The 16,456-nt window shown below is 68.5% G+C and carries 12 protein-coding genes; 5 read left to right on the plus strand and 7 right to left on the minus strand.

Features of this window, described 5'->3' with window-relative positions:
• Window positions 1-22 precede the first annotated feature (22 nt).
• On the minus strand, window positions 23-904 hold the full coding sequence (locus ACWF9G_RS01875; protein ID WP_452512943.1) for a glucosyl-3-phosphoglycerate synthase: 882 nt from the start codon (window positions 902-904) through the stop codon (window positions 23-25).
• A gap of 187 nt (window positions 905-1,091) precedes the next feature.
• On the opposite strand from ACWF9G_RS01875, the gene ACWF9G_RS01880 reads away from it, so the two are divergent.
• Window positions 1,092-2,393 (plus strand): TerD family protein, encoded by a 1,302-nt coding sequence (locus ACWF9G_RS01880; protein WP_452512945.1) that lies wholly within the window; start codon window positions 1,092-1,094, stop codon window positions 2,391-2,393.
• On the opposite strand, the gene ACWF9G_RS01885 is transcribed toward ACWF9G_RS01880, so the two are convergent.
• Window positions 2,363-3,307, minus strand: coding sequence for a LysR family transcriptional regulator (locus ACWF9G_RS01885; protein WP_452512946.1), 945 nt, complete (start codon window positions 3,305-3,307; stop codon window positions 2,363-2,365). The genes ACWF9G_RS01880 and ACWF9G_RS01885 overlap by 31 nt on opposite strands.
• A gap of 135 nt (window positions 3,308-3,442) precedes the next feature.
• Between ACWF9G_RS01885 and ACWF9G_RS01890 the strand changes: the two genes are divergently transcribed.
• From ACWF9G_RS01890 to ACWF9G_RS01905, 4 genes are all read left to right on the plus strand, one after another.
• Window positions 3,443-4,834 carry an MFS transporter gene (locus tag ACWF9G_RS01890; protein WP_452512948.1) on the plus strand — a complete coding sequence of 464 codons (1,392 nt, stop codon included), beginning with the start codon at window positions 3,443-3,445 and terminating at the stop codon, window positions 4,832-4,834.
• Window positions 4,831-5,577: a 3-hydroxybutyrate dehydrogenase gene (locus ACWF9G_RS01895; protein WP_452512950.1), complete on the plus strand. Its 747-nt coding sequence runs from the start codon at window positions 4,831-4,833 to the stop codon at window positions 5,575-5,577. The genes ACWF9G_RS01890 and ACWF9G_RS01895 overlap by 4 nt, the downstream gene beginning before the upstream one ends.
• Window positions 5,574-7,520 carry an acetoacetate--CoA ligase gene (locus ACWF9G_RS01900; RefSeq protein WP_452512951.1) on the plus strand — a complete coding sequence of 649 codons (1,947 nt, stop codon included), beginning with the start codon at window positions 5,574-5,576 and terminating at the stop codon, window positions 7,518-7,520. Before ACWF9G_RS01895 ends, ACWF9G_RS01900 begins: the two co-directional genes overlap by 4 nt.
• A gap of 1,183 nt (window positions 7,521-8,703) precedes the next feature.
• A complete protein-coding gene (locus ACWF9G_RS01905; RefSeq protein WP_452512952.1) occupies window positions 8,704-10,476 on the plus strand; it encodes an exonuclease domain-containing protein in 1,773 nt (590 codons plus the stop codon).
• A 15-nt stretch (window positions 10,477-10,491) separates the two neighbouring features.
• Here the strand turns inward: ACWF9G_RS01905 and ACWF9G_RS01910 are convergent, their stop codons facing one another.
• Genes ACWF9G_RS01910 through cysD form a run of 5 tightly spaced genes read right to left on the minus strand, consistent with a single transcriptional unit; the run spans window position 10,492 to window position 16,397 of the window.
• Window positions 10,492-11,625, minus strand: coding sequence for a sulfotransferase family protein (locus ACWF9G_RS01910; protein WP_452512954.1), 1,134 nt, complete (start codon window positions 11,623-11,625; stop codon window positions 10,492-10,494).
• Window positions 11,626-11,642: 17 nt separating this feature from the next.
• Complete coding sequence (locus tag ACWF9G_RS01915) at window positions 11,643-12,428, minus strand: SDR family oxidoreductase (protein WP_452512956.1); 786 nt, start codon at window positions 12,426-12,428, stop codon at window positions 11,643-11,645.
• Window positions 12,425-13,642, minus strand: a complete 1,218-nt coding sequence (locus ACWF9G_RS01920; protein WP_452512958.1) for a hypothetical protein — start codon at window positions 13,640-13,642, stop codon at window positions 12,425-12,427. Before ACWF9G_RS01920 ends, ACWF9G_RS01915 begins: the two co-directional genes overlap by 4 nt.
• The gene (gene cysC, locus ACWF9G_RS01925; protein WP_452512960.1) at window positions 13,639-15,492 is read right to left on the minus strand and encodes an adenylyl-sulfate kinase; all 1,854 of its coding nucleotides are present in this window, start codon (window positions 15,490-15,492) and stop codon (window positions 13,639-13,641) included. Before cysC ends, ACWF9G_RS01920 begins: the two co-directional genes overlap by 4 nt.
• The gene (gene cysD, locus ACWF9G_RS01930) at window positions 15,492-16,397 is read right to left on the minus strand and encodes a sulfate adenylyltransferase subunit CysD (protein ID WP_452512962.1); all 906 of its coding nucleotides are present in this window, start codon (window positions 16,395-16,397) and stop codon (window positions 15,492-15,494) included. The genes cysC and cysD overlap by 1 nt, the downstream gene beginning before the upstream one ends.
• Window positions 16,398-16,456: the final 59 nt, after the last annotated feature.

A 16,456-nucleotide genomic window follows, 5' to 3' on the forward strand; every position in this document is an offset into this window, starting at 1 on the left:
GGCCGGACCGGCGTTCATGGTTTCAGGTGCTCGCGCGCTGGGCCGCGATCAGCTGTGTTATCGGTGGGCGGTCGGTGAGGCTGACCTCGGACGGTGTTCGCTGCCAGCCGGTTTCACCCGGCTGGAACTGCACGAGCCCGATCCCGGAGTCGCGGATGCCGAGCCGGTCGAGCAGGGTCGCCACGACCTGTCTGCTCATCACCGCGAGTTCGTGGGTCGGCCTGCTGCGGTGCACCCGGGTGCCGAGGTCGACCTGGGCGATCGCCGAGAGTCCGTGCCGCTGCCAGCAGTCGATGAGGATCCCGATCTCCGCGCCGTATCCGCTGGCGACGGAGATGTCACCGAGAAACGTTCGGGTGGCGGCATATTCGCCGCCGAGCGGCTGCACGATCTCGGCCAGGGCTGGGGCGAGGGCGGTGAGCAGCGGGCGGGCCACCAGCTGCGTCACCCGTCCGCCGCCGTCGGCGTCGACGCCCGTCGCGCTCGCCAGCGGCCGCCGGTAGTACCCCTTCACCAGCGCCAGACCGGGATCATCGAGCAGCGGCGCGAGCAGGGAGGGCACGAACGACGGATTCGGCTCGACGAGATCGGCGTCGAGGAAGACGATCAGATCACCCGTGCACACCGCGAGCGAGCGCCACAGCACCTCGCCTTTCCCCGGCCTCGGGACCACGGCGGGCAGCGCCTCCTCCCGGGTGTAGACCGTGGCGCCCGCCGCCCGTGCCCGTGCGATGGTGCGATCGGCCGAGCCGGCGTCGAGGACAAGTAGTTCGTCGACCAGCCCGCCGAGCCAGGGCCGCGCGGCGGCGATCACCCCGGCGACGGTGTCCTCGTCGTCGAGTGCGGGCACCACCACCGAGACCCGGCGACCCAGCTTGTGGTCGATCAGTTCACGGACGTCCATGCAGACCAGTGAACGACAGACGGCTGCGCACCGCCACTGTTCCCCGCGATTGCTGTGATCGAAGCCAACGAGCCCCGAGCTCACTGGTGCGGACGCAGGGCCGATCCCGCTCCGCGGGAGTACCGTTGGCCTGATCGCGCTGGTAGCGGTTGCTCGGCGCGGCAATCGACCGGTGGAGGGCGGCGTCATGACGGAGAGCGCAACGGTGGCCGAGGTGGCCAAGGGGTCCAAGACCGATCTGGTCGAGGGCCGGTACACGGTGCGCATCGACCTCGACGGCCCGGCCGGAGCGGTGGATGTGTCGGCGGTGCTGGTGACGGCCGATGGCCGGGTGCGTTCCGACGCCGATTTCGTGTTCTTCAACAATCCGGCGGCGCCGGGTGTGCGGTTGGAGTCCGATGCCGTGGTGTCGGTGGATCTTTCGGCAGTGCCCGCCGATATTCATCGGGTGGTGATCGCCGGCAGCACCGAAGCGCAGGGCATGCGGTTCGGGGAGGTCACCGGGTTGCGAGTGTCGGTCACGGGCACCGCGCAGACGCTGAGTTTCGTACCATCCGGACTGGATTCGGAGACCGTGCTGCAGGCCGTCGCGTTGTATCGGCGCGGGAGCGGATGGCGGCTCGACGCGATCGGGCAGGGATACAGCGCCGGGCTCGCGGCGTTCGCGACCGAGCACGGGATCGCCGTCGACGAGGAGCCGAGCGTGCCGCCTGCTGGTGTGCCGCAACCTGTTCCGGTCGCGCCCGCGGTCGATCTGCGCAAGGTCGACGTGGTTCTCACCAAGGACTCGCTCGACAAACGCGCCAGCATCGACCTGCGCAAGGGCGACCCCGGCTACGTACTCACCGTCGGTCTCGAATGGGACGGGCGCGGCGCGCAGTACGACCCGGCCGGGCGCGTGACGAAGTTCGGCAAGGGCGACCTCGACGTGTACTTCTTCTGCCGCAACGAGATCACCGGCGACTACGTGGTGATCAGCGGCGAGAAGGGCCACCAGGGCGACCTCGCCGCCTGGCCGTTCATCCACCACCAGGGCGACAGCCGCGGTCCCGGCGCGCACAACCTCCCCGCGACCGAGCAGGTTGTCGTGCGCCCCACCGAGAACGGCGATCTGCTGCTCAACGTCTACCAGTCCGTCGACAACGGCGCGGGCGCCATCGACACCTTCGGTCGGCCCCGCGTCCGTGTCCGCTACGGCCGCCCCGGCCCGGACGGTTTCCCGGGCCCCGACGCCGACCAGATCACCGTCGTCATCGGCAACGGCAAGAACTCCTTCTGGGCCACCGTCGCCCACATCGATGTCCGTGACGGCGTTCTGACCGTCGACGGCACCACGCGCTACAGTCGCGCCTTCAGCGAGAAGATGCCGGTCCTCGACACCGCGGGCACCTGGTTGCGCTCGGCCAAGAACGGTCCGGTCGGCCGCAGCAAGAGCAGCAACGGCCTGGGCCTGAGCCACTACGCGGGCCGCTGCCCCGACCCACGCTGATCCCCGAGTAGTTCCGCGCGCCGCTCGTCGACCGTGGCGCGCAGGGCATCGACGACCGCGGCGACCTCGGGGCGGCGCAGTGTCTCCGCGCGTGTGACGAGCCAGTAGGTGAGCCGCACCCGCACCTGCTCGCCGAGCACGCGCACCAGATCGTCGTGGCGGTCGGCCATGAAGCAGGGCAGCAGGCCGATCCCCGCCGCGGCCCTGGTGGCCTCGACGTGGACGAAAACATTGGTCGAGGAGACGGATTGGCGCATGGCGGGTGCGAAGCTGGTGGCCAGGTCGAGATCGTCGACCTGCAGGATCGATTCGATGAAGTAGACGAGCGGGTAGCGGCGCAGGTCCTCGATCGTCTCCGGTGTGCCGCGGTCGGCGAGGTAGTCGCGCGCGGCGTAGAGGCCCAAGCTGTAGTCACCCAGCCTGATCGCCTCGGCCCGATGGACCTGGGGCTGGCCGACCACCACCTCGATATCGAGCCCACTGCGCTGGGTGGACGCGCGCCGTGTCGTCGCGATGATCTCCACCGCCACTCGCGGATGCTTGCGCTGCACGCGCGCGGCGGCCGGGGCCGCCAGATACGCGCTGAAGCCGTCGGTGGCCGAAAGCCGAACCACCCCTTCGAGTTCCCGCTCGCCATCGGTCGCACCGAGCGAACGCACCGCGGCCTCGATCGTCTCGGCCGCCGACAGCGCCGCCCGCCCCAGGTCCGTCAGTTCCCAGCCGCTGGTGGCCTTGGTCAGCACCCGTCCGCCGACCGCCCGCTCGAGTGCGGCGATCCGCCGCGAGATCGTCGTGTGGTTGATTCCCAGCTCCTCCGCGGCGGCGACATACCGCCCCGACCGGCCGACGGCCAGGAGAACCAGCAGGTCGTCGGCGCTGGGACGCCGACCCGGATCAGGCGAGGTCGCGCTCATTTCTGCATCCTTGCAGATGCGCGGTGCGAACTTGGCCATTGCGACCGAATCCGATCTGCACGAATACTCTCCCCAGTGCTAGTGGGCCATGTCACATTCATGCGGTGGTGTGGTCGTGATCACCAAGGAGTAGTGATGAGCGTCAGCAACGCGACCAAGCAGGCCGGCGACGATCCGGGCGGGGCACCCAGCGGTCTGCGCCGGGTGGTGGCCGCCTCGATGGCAGGCACCGTCGTCGAATGGTACGAATTCTTCCTCTACGGCACCGCCGCCACCCTCGTCTTCAGCAAGGTGTTCTTCGCCAAGGGGACCAGCGATCTCGATGCGATCCTCGCGGCCTTCGTCACCTACGCCGTCGGCTTCGCGGCCCGCCCGCTCGGCGGCATCGTCTTCGGCTACTTCGGCGACCGCTACGGCCGCAAGCAGCTGCTGCAACTGAGTCTCGTCCTGGTCGGCGGCGCGACCTTCCTGATGGGCTGTCTGCCCACCTTCACCCAGATCGGCTATTGGGCGCCGGCCATGCTGGTGACGCTGCGGTTCATCCAGGGCTTCGCGATCGGCGGCGAATGGGGTGGTGCGGTCCTGCTGGTCGCCGAGCACAGTCCCAGCCGCAGCCGCGCGTTCTGGGCGAGCTGGCCGCAGGCGGGTGTGCCCGCGGGCAATCTGCTCGCCACCGTCGTGCTGCTCGTGCTGACCTCGACGCTGTCCGAGGCCGCGTTCCTGAGCTGGGGCTGGCGGGTCGCGTTCTGGCTGTCGGCGGTGGTCGTACTGGTCGGCTACTACGTGCGCACCAAGGTGACCGACGCCCCGATCTTCGTCGAGGCGCAGCGGCACAGGGAACAGGTCGAGGCGACGTCGTTCAGCGTGTTCGAGGTGCTGCGCCGCTACCCGCGTGGCGTCTTCACCGCGATGGGACTGCGTTTCGGCGAGAACATCATGTACTACCTGGTCGTCACGTTCTCGATCACCTACCTGAAGGTGCACGTGCACGCCGACACCACGACGATCCTGTGGTGGCTGCTGGCCGCGCACGCCGTGCACATGGCGGTCATCCCGCTCGCGGGTCGTCTCGGTGACCGCGTCGGCCGCCGCCCCGTCTACCTGGTCGGTGCGGTGGCTGCCGCGACCTGGGGCTTCTTCGCCTTCCCGTTGATGGACACCGCCAACAGCGCGCTGATCCTGTCGGCGATCATCATCGGCCTGGTCTTCCACGGCCTGATGTACGCGGGTCAGCCCGCGATCATGGCGGAGATGTTCCCGACCCGGATGCGGTATTCCGGTGTGTCGCTGGGCTATCAGGTCACCTCGATCGTGGCGGGTTCGCTCGCGCCGATCATCGCGGTCAAGCTGCTCGACTCCTACGGTTCCTCGGTCCCGATCGCGGTGTATCTGGCGGCGGCGTCGGTCGTCACGGTGGTCGCGGTGCTGTGCGCCAAGGAGACCAAGGGCATCGACCTCGAATCCCTCGACGCCGCCGATGCCGCCACCGTGGCCGCGACCACACAGGTCAAGGTCGTGTCGGCATGACCGACCTCATCGGACGCAAGGCGCTGGTCACCGGTGCGGCGGGCGGGATCGGGGCGGCCTGCGCGCACGAGCTGGCCGCGCGCGGGGCGGCGGTCACCGTCGCCGATATCGACGAGGTCGGCGCGAAGACCGTGGCCACCGAGATCGGCGGAAGTGCCTGGGCGGTGGATCTTCTCGACGTCGGCGCGCTGGCGGAGCTGAGCCTGTCGGTCGACATCCTGGTGAACAACGCAGGCGTGCAGACCGTCAGCCCGATCGAGGACTTCCCGCCCGAGCGGTTCCGGCTCATCCAGACGCTGATGGTGGAGGCGCCGTTCCTGCTCATCCGCGCCGCGCTGCCGCACATGTACGAGCAAGGATTCGGGCGCATCGTCAATATCTCGTCGGTCCACGGGCTGCGCGCGTCCCCGTTCAAGGTGGCGTACGTGACCGCCAAGCACGCACTGGAAGGGCTGTCGAAGGTGACGGCGCTCGAGGGCGGCCCGCACGGCGTCACCAGCAACTGCGTGAACCCCGGCTACGTGCGAACACCGTTGGTGGACAAGCAGATCGCCGAGCAGGCCGTCGCACACGGCATCCCCGAACAGGAAGTGGTGGAGAAGGTGCTGCTCACCGAGAGCGTGATCAAACGGCTGATCGAACCGGAGGAGGTCGCGCGACTGGTCACCTGGCTGGCGTCCGACGACGCGGGGATGGTCACCGGCTCCTCCTACGTCATGGACGGGGGGTGGAGCGCGCGATGACGAGTGTGACCGTGGCGCCGCAGTGGGTGCTGACCGAGCAGGACATCGCCAAGGCGCGGATCACCGATTTCGCACGGTTCGTGGAGTCGCGGCACCCGGTCGCGCTCCCGGACTACCGGGCGCTGTGGCAGTGGTCGGTCGACGACCTGGCCGGGTTCTGGGGTGCGCTGTGGGACTACTTCTCCCTGGGGGAGCGGTCCGCCGTCGTGCTCGCCAACGCGGACATGCCTGGGGCACAGTGGTTTCCGGGTGCGCGGTTGAACTACGTCGACCAGGTTATCCGGCAGGCACGGACTGATCGGCCCGCGATCATCTCGGTCGACGAGGGCGGCACGGTCACGGAGTGGTCGTGGGACGAAATGCTGGGCCGAGCAGCCGGATTCGCGCGGACCCTGCGGGAACTAGGTATCCGGCCCGGCGATCGGGTAGTCGGCTACCTGCCCAACATCCCCGAGGCGGTGATCGCGTTCCTGGCGACCGCCGGCCTCGGGGCGGTGTGGAGTGCCTGCGGGCAGGACTACACGGCAAAGGCTGCCATGGATCGGCTCGGTCAGCTGGAACCCGCCGTGCTGGTAACCACCGACGGCTACCGGTTCGGCGGCAAGGAACACCACAGGGTCGCCGAGGTCGAGGCACTGCGCGACGGTCTGCCGGGGCTGCGGGCGACGGTGCTGGTGTCGCGGTTGGGTGGCGTGGTCGACGGCGCGCTCGACTGGGACAAGGTGAGTGCCGACGACGGAACGCGGTGGCGCACCGAGCAGGTGGCGTTCGATCACCCGCTGTGGGTCCTGTACTCCTCGGGGACGACCGGTCTCCCCAAGGGCATCGTGCACGGCCACGGCGGCGTGCTGCTCGAACATCTCAAGGCGATGGCACTGCAGTCCGACATCGGACCCGACGACACCTTCTTCTGGTACACCAGCCCGAGCTGGATGATGTGGAACTTCCAGGTCGCCGGACTGCTGGCCGGCGCGACCATCGTCTGCTATCCGGGCAGCCCGACGGCCCCGAAGCCGGATGCCCTGTGGGACATGGCCGCGCACCTGCGCGTCACGGTGCTCGGCGCCAGCCCCGGCTATGTCCTGGCGTGCGCGAAGGCCGACGTGGTCCCGCGGCGCGACTACGATCTGTCCGCGCTGCGCCTGATCGGCATCACCGGTTCCGCGCTGCCCGCCAGCTCGTCGATCTGGTTGCGCGACAACGTCGTCGCCCACATCCCGGTCGCCTCGATCAGCGGCGGCACCGACGTCGTCTCGGCTTTCGCCGGCGGCGCGCCGACCGTCCCCGTCCGTCCGGGCGAGTTGTCCGCGCCGTACCTCGGCGTCGCACTGGCAGCCTGGGACGACCAGGGTAGGCCCGTCCACGGCGCCGTCGGTGAACTCGTCGTCACGAAACCCATGCCGTCGATGCCGATCCGCTTCTGGAACGACCCCGACGGATCCCGCTACCGCGCCGCCTATTTCGAGGACTACCCCGGTGTCTGGCGCCACGGAGACTGGATCACCGTCACCGACCAGCACAGCGTCATCGTCCACGGCCGCTCCGATTCCACCCTCAACCGGCACGGCATCCGCATGGGCAGCGCCGACATCTACCAGGCTGTCGACCGACTCCCCGACATCGTCGACTCGCTCGTCATCGGCGCCGAACAGCCGGACGGCGGCTACTGGATGCCGCTGTTCGTGGTCCTGCCCACCGGCGCCACTCTCACCGACGACATGAAATCCCGCATCATCGTCACCATCCGCACCGAAGTGTCCCCTCGCCATGTCCCCGACGAGATCATCGCCGCACCCGGCGTGCCCCGCACCAGGACCGGCAAGAAGCTGGAGGTTCCCATCAAGCGAATCCTGCAGGGCGCTACCCCATCCCAGGTCCTCGACACCTCCGCGGTCGATCACCCGGCCCTCCTCGACTGGTATGCCCAGGTCCGTCGCCCCTGACGCTGCGTGGGCGACGACCACGGTGCGTAACGTGCGGTCTGCCGGATCCGATCCGCAATCGTGTGATCCGATATCTCGATGAGGGGGCAACGTGCGCGGGACGGCCGGTCTGACGAAACGAATTCTCACAGCGGGGGCCGCGGGATGCCTCGGCCTGCTCGGCGACAGCGGTGTCGCGGCCGCCGAACCGGGACTCACCACACGCGTGGGGGCGAGCATCATCGGCGAAGCTGGGGATTGGCCCGGCGGGAATGGGATCTCCAGGGCGCACGGAGTCGGAGGAAACGGCGGCGTCCAGCTGGCGGCTGGACCGGGCGGCAATGGCAATGGGGGCGGCAATGGCAATGGGGGTGGCAATGGAAATGGGGGCGGGAATCAGGGGAACAACGGGAACTCGAACCCGGGAAGCGGGAACGGTAACCAGGGTAACGGGGGCGGGAATCAGGGCAACAACGGCAACCCGAACCCGGGAAGCGGGAACGGCAATCAGGGTAACGGGGGCGGGAATCAGGGCAACAACGGCAACCCGAACCCGGGAAGCGGGAACGGTAACCAGGGTAACGGGGGCGGGAATCAGGGCAACAACGGCAACCCGAACCCGGGAAGCGGGAACGGCAATCAGGGTTACGGGGGCGGGAATCAGGGCAACTATGTGAACCCCAACCTAGGCAACGGAACCGAGCCCGAAGCGACGGCCGAAGAGCCCGACCCCAGCGGCCGGGCCCCCGCTGCGCCGTCCCCGCCTGCCCCCGAAGCACCCGGACCGTCCGTACCTGCTCCGGCCGCACCACCCGGTGAAGGTGGGGCGCCGCACGCTCCAGTGGCCCAGAGCAGTGACGCGCCGGTACCCTCGCACGACGTCACACCCACCAGCGCCACGGACGCCCTCCCCGCGCCGAATCTCCTGTCGGTAATCGGCGGACTCCTCGCGCTAGGAATAGCCGGCGGCGGATCGGCCGCGCTGAGCTTTCAGAGCGCGGCACAGGCGCAGGCCCGTGTCACCGCGGCGCGAGCCGAGTTCTTCGGCCCACGTCCGTAACCCACCCGCCGAACACAGGCCTGCTGTCCTGTCGCGCGCAGCCGCGATGCTGACCAATGTGGGTGACGCGCTGAACGGCCGCTGAATCCCATTGCGGCCTGCAACATTTCGGCGCTCGATGACGATGCGATGCTCATGCAACCGATGACACGTCGCGACGAGCAACAGCAGACCTCCGGCTTCGGGGAATTCACCGTGGTGGATGTCGAGACCTCAGGACTCCAGCCGCGGCGACACCGGGTGCTATCGGTTGCCGCACTCACGTTGGACAGCACGGGACAGGTGACCCGTGAGTTCCACACCCTGGTGGATCCCGGGTGCGACCCGGGTCCAGTCCATGTCCACGGTCTCACCGCCGAGGTGCTGCGCGGCTCACCGCGATTCGCGCAGGTGCACGAGCAACTGTCGTCGATGCTGGACGGCCGGGTCCTGGTGGCGCACAACGCGGTGTTCGACTTCGGCTTCCTTGCGACGGAGTTCCAGCGGGCCGGCGGGATACTCCCGGTTCAGCGGCGACTGTGCACGCTGGCGTTCGCCCGTCGGGTCGGACTGCCGACTCCGGACTACAAGCTGGGTACGCTGGCCGACTACTACGGTGTGCCGCAGCAGAAGGCGCACGACGCTCTGGACGACACCCGCGTCCTCGCGAACGTGCTGCGCGCGCTGGTGGCCGATGCGGCCCGCCTTGGCATCGCCCCGCCCCTGCTGACGTGCACGCCGGACACAGACAGCCCGGCGCAGACTGCGTGGGTGACCGAGCGCCGCGGCCCGAAGCAGTCGTGTGTGTACGCCTACCCGGGGCGCTGGGAGCCGGATGGGCCACTGCGCCAGGGCATGAAAGTCGCGTTCACCGGGGAAACCCGAGTCCAGCGCGAGGAGTTGGTGGCGCGGGCTGAAGCCGCCGGGATCGACGTGACGAGCATGGTCAGCGGCCGGACGAGTGTTCTGGTCACCAACGCGCCCGATTGCGGAACAAGCAAGGCGATCAAGGCGATCCAGCACGCGACGCCTACCGTCGACGAAACCCGTTTCCTCGAGCTCCTCGCAACAACCGAGCCGGGAATTCCCCGGGAGGGCCAGCGCACCAAGGTGCCCCCGCGCCGTCGAATTCCCAGGCCCGCGGGCAGGCTGGCGGGACGCAGGGTCCTGGTCCTCGGCGGCACCCACGACGAGGCCGCCACGAGCAGAACCCGGATTGTGGAGCTCGGCGGATCGGCGGCGGTGAACCTGTCCGCCTCGGTGACGGATCTGCTGCTTCTCGCGGGCGGTGACACCGATCGCCGAGTACGGAAGGCAACCGAGCTGGGGCTACCTGTCCACGGAGCCGAACTGTTGGAGCCGACGGCGCCGACAGCTCCCGAATCTGCGCCGGGCAGAGTGGAGCCGTCAGCCTCCGAACCGACCGTGCTGGCGCGGGGCCAGGTGGTAGACCTGCCGATGGAGGCGGAATCGTGGACCGTGCGCGCCACGTGGAACCAGCTCGGTCACGCGGCCGTCGACCTGATCGCCTTCCTGGTCGACAGTGCCGAGAAGGTCGCCGCCTCCGGCGATTTCGTGTTCTACAACCAGCCGGAAGCCGGTGGGGCCCGGCTCTCCGAAGAGGGCCCCACCGAGCAGTCCATCACGATCTCCCTCGATGACCTTCCCGAACACTGCACCCGCGTCGTCTTCGCGGCCGCCATCGACGCTCCCGGCGTCACCTTCGGCGACGTCGGGGCGATCGAAGTCGACGTCGCTCCCGGCCTCGAATCGGGCGCCGTGATCCGAGCGACCCTCGACGCAGCCACCGTCGAACGAACCCTGTTGCTCGCCGAGCTGTACCTGCGCGGCGAGACCTGGCGCCTGCGCGCCGTCGGTCAGGGTTACGAATTCGACCTCGCCGCCCTGGCACGCAAGCACGGGGTGGAGGTCGAATAGCGCATTCGTCGGCGCTCAGGCGCCGAAGCGGTCGGCGACCATCTCCTCGGTGAGTCCGTAGTCGGCGAGCGAGTAGTGGTGGGTGGGTTTGCGGTCGCCGGTGCGGCTTTCGTTGTCGAGGGCGGTGATGGCGGTGCGTGCCTCCTCGGTGAAATCGGCGCCGATCCGGGTGTAGATGCGTTCGACGACGCCGAAGGGGTCGGCGCGCAGGTCGTCGAACTCGACGTCGATGAAGGTGGCGTCGGTGTGGCGGGCGCGGGCCGCGGTGAATGCGGAGAGGCCGCGGGCCCACAGGTCGAGCTGGGTACGGCCGATGGTCTCGCCGGTGAAAGTGGTCGACCAGCCGCGGGTGGCGTGTTCGTTGAGGCTGCACACCGACGGGATGATGGTGGCGGGGTCGCGGTGGGTCTGGATGACGACGGCGTCCGGGTAGACGGCGAGCAGGGCGTCCAGGCAGAACAGGTGACTGGGGTTCTTGAGAACCCAGCGGCGGGTGTCGTTCATGCCGATCAGCTGCAGGTTGCGACGGTGGCGCGCGTAGGCGGGCGTCCAGTCCTGGCCGGCCAGCCACCGCGAGTAGCTAGGGACGTAGGCCAGGCATTCGTAGGAATGCGAGGTGCCCGACTGCCGCAGCAACTGCCAGCATTCCTCCACGTCGGAGGCGCTCATGTAGTGCAGGCCCATGAATTCGGGGTTCTGCACCTGATGCTGCCGCAGGCCCGCGTCGATCTGCTGGTAGGCCGGATTCTCCGACCAGGTTTCGCGTGGCGGGCGCGGCTGCGGGAAGTCGGTCAGCCACATCTCCAGACCCTGGTTGGCCGGATCGGCCGCCAGCAGACGGTGCAGCGCGGTGGTACCGGTCCGAGGCAGACCGGTGACGAAGATCGGCCGGGTGACGGGTGTGTCGACATAGCCGGGATTGGCCGCCCACGCGGCCTCACTCAGCGCGCGAGCGACGAGTGTGCCGCGCAGGAAGAATCGCGACATCTTGCTGCCGAGCTCGGTGAGTCCGGCCTCGTCGCGATAGGAGTCGAGCAGCACCTGCAACGCCTCGGTGTAGTCGTCGGTCCCGAAATCGGTGAGACCGGTGAGTTTGGTGGCTGAGGTGTGCAGGTCAGCCACGGTGCCGACATCGGTGCGCACGGTCATCGAAGGAAACTCCTTGCTCAGTTGTGGTATTCGCCGCAGTTGACGTCGAGGGTCTGACCGGTGATCGCCGAGGACCAGTCGGACGCGAGAAACACCACGGCACGGGCGATCTCGTCGGGCTCGGGCAACCGTTTCAGGTCGGACTTCGAGGCGGTCTGTTCGTAGACCTGCTCGACGGTGATGCCGTACTTCTCGGCGACCTGACCGAAGTACCACTTCAGCTGGTCGGTCCAGATGTAGCCCGGCAGCACACTGTTGACCCGCACACCCTTGCCGCCGAGCTCGGTCGCCAAGGTCTGCGACATCGCCAGCAACGCGGCTTTGGTGAGTTTGTAGCTGCCGTACCGCGGTTCGGAGTGCCGCACGACCATCGAATTGATCATCACCACAGCGCCTTTGGCCTCGGCGAGGGCGGGTGTGAACGCCTGCGTCATGCGCAGGCCACCCAGCACCGTCATGTCGAGGCTCGAGCGGATGTGGTCGAAGTCGGTACGGTCGAGCGGCTTCATCGACGGCACGGAGAACGCGTTGTTCACCAGCGCGTCCACCCGCCCGAAGGTCTCGACGGTCTTCGCCACCAGATTCTGGACCGCTGCCTCGTCGGTGATGTCGGTGGGCACGCTCAGCGTGGCGCCACCTGCCGCCCCGATCTCGGCGGCCACCTCGAGCAGCCGCGATTCGGTCCGCGCCGCCAGCACCACCATCGCGCCCGCGGCGGCGGCCTCCAGGCAGATCGACCGGCCGAGCCCGGGACCGACCCCGGAAACGACGACGACTTTTCCATCCAACAAAGCCCCGCTCATCCGAGCATCCTTTCTGCGAAAGCCCGCTGCCGGGCGGCGATCCGGTCACGCCAGCCTGCGGCGTCGATCCGGTTGTCTTCGATATGGGGGAGGTGCTGTGCGACCTCGGTGACCGGCACGAGGGTGACCGTCGGGCCGTCGGCCTCGGTCATCGGCCGGTCGGTGCGCTGCCACCGGAACTGCAGGATGCCCCGCGTGCGCCCGGTGGTCTCGATCCAGTTCGCGATGCCGGGATCCTGCTTGCTCACCACCATCCGGATCATCCCGTCCGGATCCACCTGCGCCTGCGCGTGATTGAGGCTGGTCTGGTGGTTGACGTAGTCGAGCGAGATGTACCAGAGGCTGCCCAGCTGGAAACCCTGATACGGCGCATCCGATTTCGGGACGGTGATCACCAGCGCCTGATCGTCGGCGAGATCGAAGTGCCCCACCGAGGAGTACTGGGTGCTCAGTCCGCCCGGGGTGAGCCGCGGTGTGGTGAGGGTGTTCACCGGCAGATCCAGATAGAACCACTTCGGGAAGTTGAACCAGGTGTGCACCCGGGTGAGCAGCATCTTCGCCGCGGCGCCGTAGCGTTTGCGCATCCGCGCCAGATCCGGCTCGATCGGGGCGGTGCCGATCGTATCGACCCGTTCGATGCGGATCGAGCCCTTGCGCTCGGTCCAGTCGCTGTAGACCTCACGCACGGCCAGCATGGACGCCCCCTCACCGAGCGCGAAGTAGCCGGGGCCCGCGTCCGGCTTGGCAGGGCCGAACCGGATCGAGAAGCTGCCGTCCTCGGCGATCGGAATCCGCCGATCATCGAAGGCGTCCTCACCACCTGGGACGTCAGTCGCGGTGTAATCACCCTTGAGCACTTGGAAACTGAGGTCGACGGTGGTGCCGCGCACGCCGCTCACCAGGTACTCCGCGTCGGGCTCGATGTTCGCGTGGTAATAGAGCGTGTCCGGATTGTCCAGGCCCATCTTGGCGTACGGCCCGGTCGACGACACGAAATACGGATGGCTGGTGCCGTGCGCGCCGGAGAGCCGCAGACAGGCGGCGACGCTCGCGGCGAGGTAGTCGTAGCCCTCGGCGAGATCGGTCTCGCTACGCACGAATTCGGCGCCGGCGATGAGCTTTTCGGCCTGAGCCACCGCGGCCGTGAACGGCGCGGTGAGCGGCTCCGGTGGCGCGGTGCTCCCGGCTTCGGTGGCGGTACTGGAGTGGGTCAACGGTCTGCGATTCCTAGCTCTCGGAGGATATGGGCGGCGATGTCGGCGGGAGAGCCGAGATCGGGGGTGATGACGAGATCGGCGTGCTCGGGTCGTTCGTACGGCGAGCTGATACCGGTGAAACCGGGCAGCTCACCGGCGCGAGCCTTGGCGTAGAGCCCCTTGGGGTCGCGCCGTTCGCATTCCGGCAGCGGCGTGTCGACGAAGACCTCGTGGAACGGCAACGTCCGCTCGGCGTGCGTGGTGCGTGCGCGGGCACGCTGCTCGGCGAACGGGCTGATCACCGACACGATGGCGACCGCACCCGAATCGGCGAACAATGCCGCGACTTCCGCGACCCGGCGCACGTTCTCGTCCCGGTCGGCGGGGGAGAAGCCGAGACCGGCGTTGAGGCCGTGCCGCAGATTGTCACCGTCGAGCAGGTAGGCCGCGCGACCCGCCGCGACCAGCTGACGCTCCACCTCGACCGCGATCGTGGACTTCCCCGAGCCCGACAGGCCGGTCAGCCAGATCGTGGCGCCGGAGTGCGTGCGATCCTCGCGGGTCACCGCCGAGCGATGCCAGACCACCGTCGCCGGTGCGGCGTGCGCGCCGGTGTCGCGTCCGGTGACCATGCCCGCGGCGACCGTCTGATCGGTCACCGGGTCGATCAGGATGAAACTGCCGGTGCGCCGGTTCTCCCGGTACGGATCGAACAGCAGCGGTTGCCTGCTGCGCAGCCGGACCCGGGCGATGTCGTTGAGCGACAACGCGTCCACGTCCTCGACCCGGTGCAAGGTGTTGACGTCGAGCTGGTACTCGATGGCGGTGACTTCCGCGGGTGAGGTCTGTGCCGCGGTGCGCACCAGATACCGCGCGCCCTCGCGCAACTGCGTGGTCTCGGAGAACCAGCACACCATCGCGTCCAGATCGGCGCCCTGTTGCGGGCGGTTGCCCGGCCTGGCCAGCAGATCGCCACGGCCGATGTCGATCTCGTCGTCGAGCGTCAGCGAGATCGCCATGCCGGTGAACGCCTCGTCGACCTTGGTCCCGCCCGGCCCCCAGATCTCGCGCACCCGCGAGGAATGCCCGGCGGGCAGCACCACCACTTCGTCACCGGGCTTGAAGATGCCGCCTGCGACGGTGCCCGCGTAGCTGCGATGGTCGAGGCCCTGCTGAGCCCGGATGACGTACTGGATCGGCAGCCGCGCATCGATGAGATTGCGGTCCGAGGCGATGTGCACGTCCTCGAGGTGGCGCAGCAGCGGTGGTCCGGGATACCAGTCCATATGCCCGGAGCTCTCGACGACATTGTCGCCGAGCAGGGCCGAGACAGGAACGAAACTCAGGTCACCGACCGTCAATTTCGCGGCGAACGCGGCGAATTCGGTGCGGATCTCCTCGAACCGCTCCTGCGACCAGTCGACCAGATCCATCTTGTTCACGCACACCACCAGGTGCGGCACCCCGAGCAGGGTGGCCAGAAAGGCGTGCCTGCGGGTCTGCTCGGACACCCCGGTACGGGCGTCGACCAGGATCAGCGCGAGGTCGGCGGTGGACGCGCCGGTGACCATGTTGCGGGTGTACTGCACATGGCCCGGAGTGTCGGCGATGACGAATTTGCGCCGCGGTGTCGTCACATAGCGGTAGGCGACGTCGATGGTGATGCCCTGCTCGCGTTCGGCGCGCAGCCCGTCGGTGACGAGCGCGAGATCGGCCGAGTCGCCGCCGCGTTCGGTGCTCACCCGCTCGATCGCGGCCAGCTGGTCGTCGAACAGCGACTTGGAGTCGTAGAGCAGCCTGCCGATGAGGGTCGACTTGCCGTCGTCGACGCTGCCCGCGGTCGCCAGGCGTAACAGGTTGCGGCTCATCAGAAGTAGCCCTCTCGCTTGCGGTCTTCCATGCCGGTCTCGGAGATCCGGTCGTCGGCGCGGGTGGCGCCGCGCTCGGTCAGCCGGGTGGCGGCGGTCTCGGCGATCACCTTCGCCGCGGTGTCCGCGTCACTCTCCACGCACCCGGTGCAGGTGGCGTCGCCGACGGTGCGGAAGCGCACGGTCGCCTCGAACGTGCGCTCACCCGGTTGCGGGGTGATGAACCGGCCCGCCGACAACAGCATGCCGTCGCGTTCGACGACCTGGCGCCGATGCGCGTAGTACAGCGTCGGCAGCTCGACGGCCTCGCGGTCGATGTACTCCCAGATGTCGAGCTCGGTCCAGTTCGACAGCGGGAACACGCGGATGTGCTCGCCCTGCTGATGCCGCCCGTTGTAGAGGTTCCACACCTCGGGCCGCTGCGCCCGCGGATCCCACTCGCCGAAACGGTTGCGGAAGCTGAAGACGCGCTCCTTGGCCCGTGCCTTCTCCTCGTCGCGGCGCGCGCCACCGAACACGGCGTCGAAACGGTGTTCACCGATCGCCCGCAGCAAGGTGGTGGTCTGCAACGGATTGCGGGTGCTGCCGGGGCGTTCCACCGAGCGGCCCGCGTCGATGTCGTCCTGGACCCGTGCGACCAGCAGCCGCGCGCCGGTGCGGTCGGCGGTCCGATCGCGGAACTCGATCACCTCGTCGAAATTGTGCCCGGTGTCCACGTGCAGCAGCGGAAACGGCAGCGGCGCGGGCCAGAAGGCCCGCCGCGCCAGGTGCAACAGCACCGCCGAATCCTTGCCACCGGAAAACAACAGCACCGGCCGCTCGAACGTGGCCGCCACCTCCCGGAAGATGTGCACCGACTCGGCCTCCAAGGCCGCCAGATGCGACAACTCGTACCCCGTCTGCACTGTTCACCTACTTCGTTCGCTGCTCCGGCGGCAGAACTTCCATCGCCGGGTTGCAATGT

The organism is Nocardia sp. NPDC055029 (assembly GCF_053608525.1).

Bases quoted from the DNA above. Each gene is read 5' to 3' on its own strand.
- ACWF9G_RS01885 (WP_452512946.1), bottom strand. From the start codon at position 3,307: ATGAGCGCGACCTCGCCTGATCCGGGTCGGCGTCCCAGCGCCGACGAC.
- ACWF9G_RS01880 (WP_452512945.1), top strand. From the start codon at position 1,092: ATGACGGAGAGCGCAACGGTGGCCGAGGTGGCCAAGGGGTCCAAGACC.
- ACWF9G_RS01915 (WP_452512956.1), bottom strand. From the start codon at position 12,428: ATGAGCGGGGCTTTGTTGGATGGAAAAGTCGTCGTCGTTTCCGGGGTC.
- ACWF9G_RS01910 (WP_452512954.1), bottom strand. From the start codon at position 11,625: ATGACCGTGCGCACCGATGTCGGCACCGTGGCTGACCTGCACACCTCA.
- ACWF9G_RS01875 (WP_452512943.1), bottom strand. From the start codon at position 904: ATGGACGTCCGTGAACTGATCGACCACAAGCTGGGTCGCCGGGTCTCG.
- cysC (WP_452512960.1), bottom strand. From the start codon at position 15,492: ATGAGCCGCAACCTGTTACGCCTGGCGACCGCGGGCAGCGTCGACGAC.
- ACWF9G_RS01890 (WP_452512948.1), top strand. From the start codon at position 3,443: ATGAGCGTCAGCAACGCGACCAAGCAGGCCGGCGACGATCCGGGCGGG.
- ACWF9G_RS01900 (WP_452512951.1), top strand. From the start codon at position 5,574: ATGACGAGTGTGACCGTGGCGCCGCAGTGGGTGCTGACCGAGCAGGAC.
- ACWF9G_RS01895 (WP_452512950.1), top strand. From the start codon at position 4,831: ATGACCGACCTCATCGGACGCAAGGCGCTGGTCACCGGTGCGGCGGGC.
- ACWF9G_RS01905 (WP_452512952.1), top strand. From the start codon at position 8,704: ATGACACGTCGCGACGAGCAACAGCAGACCTCCGGCTTCGGGGAATTC.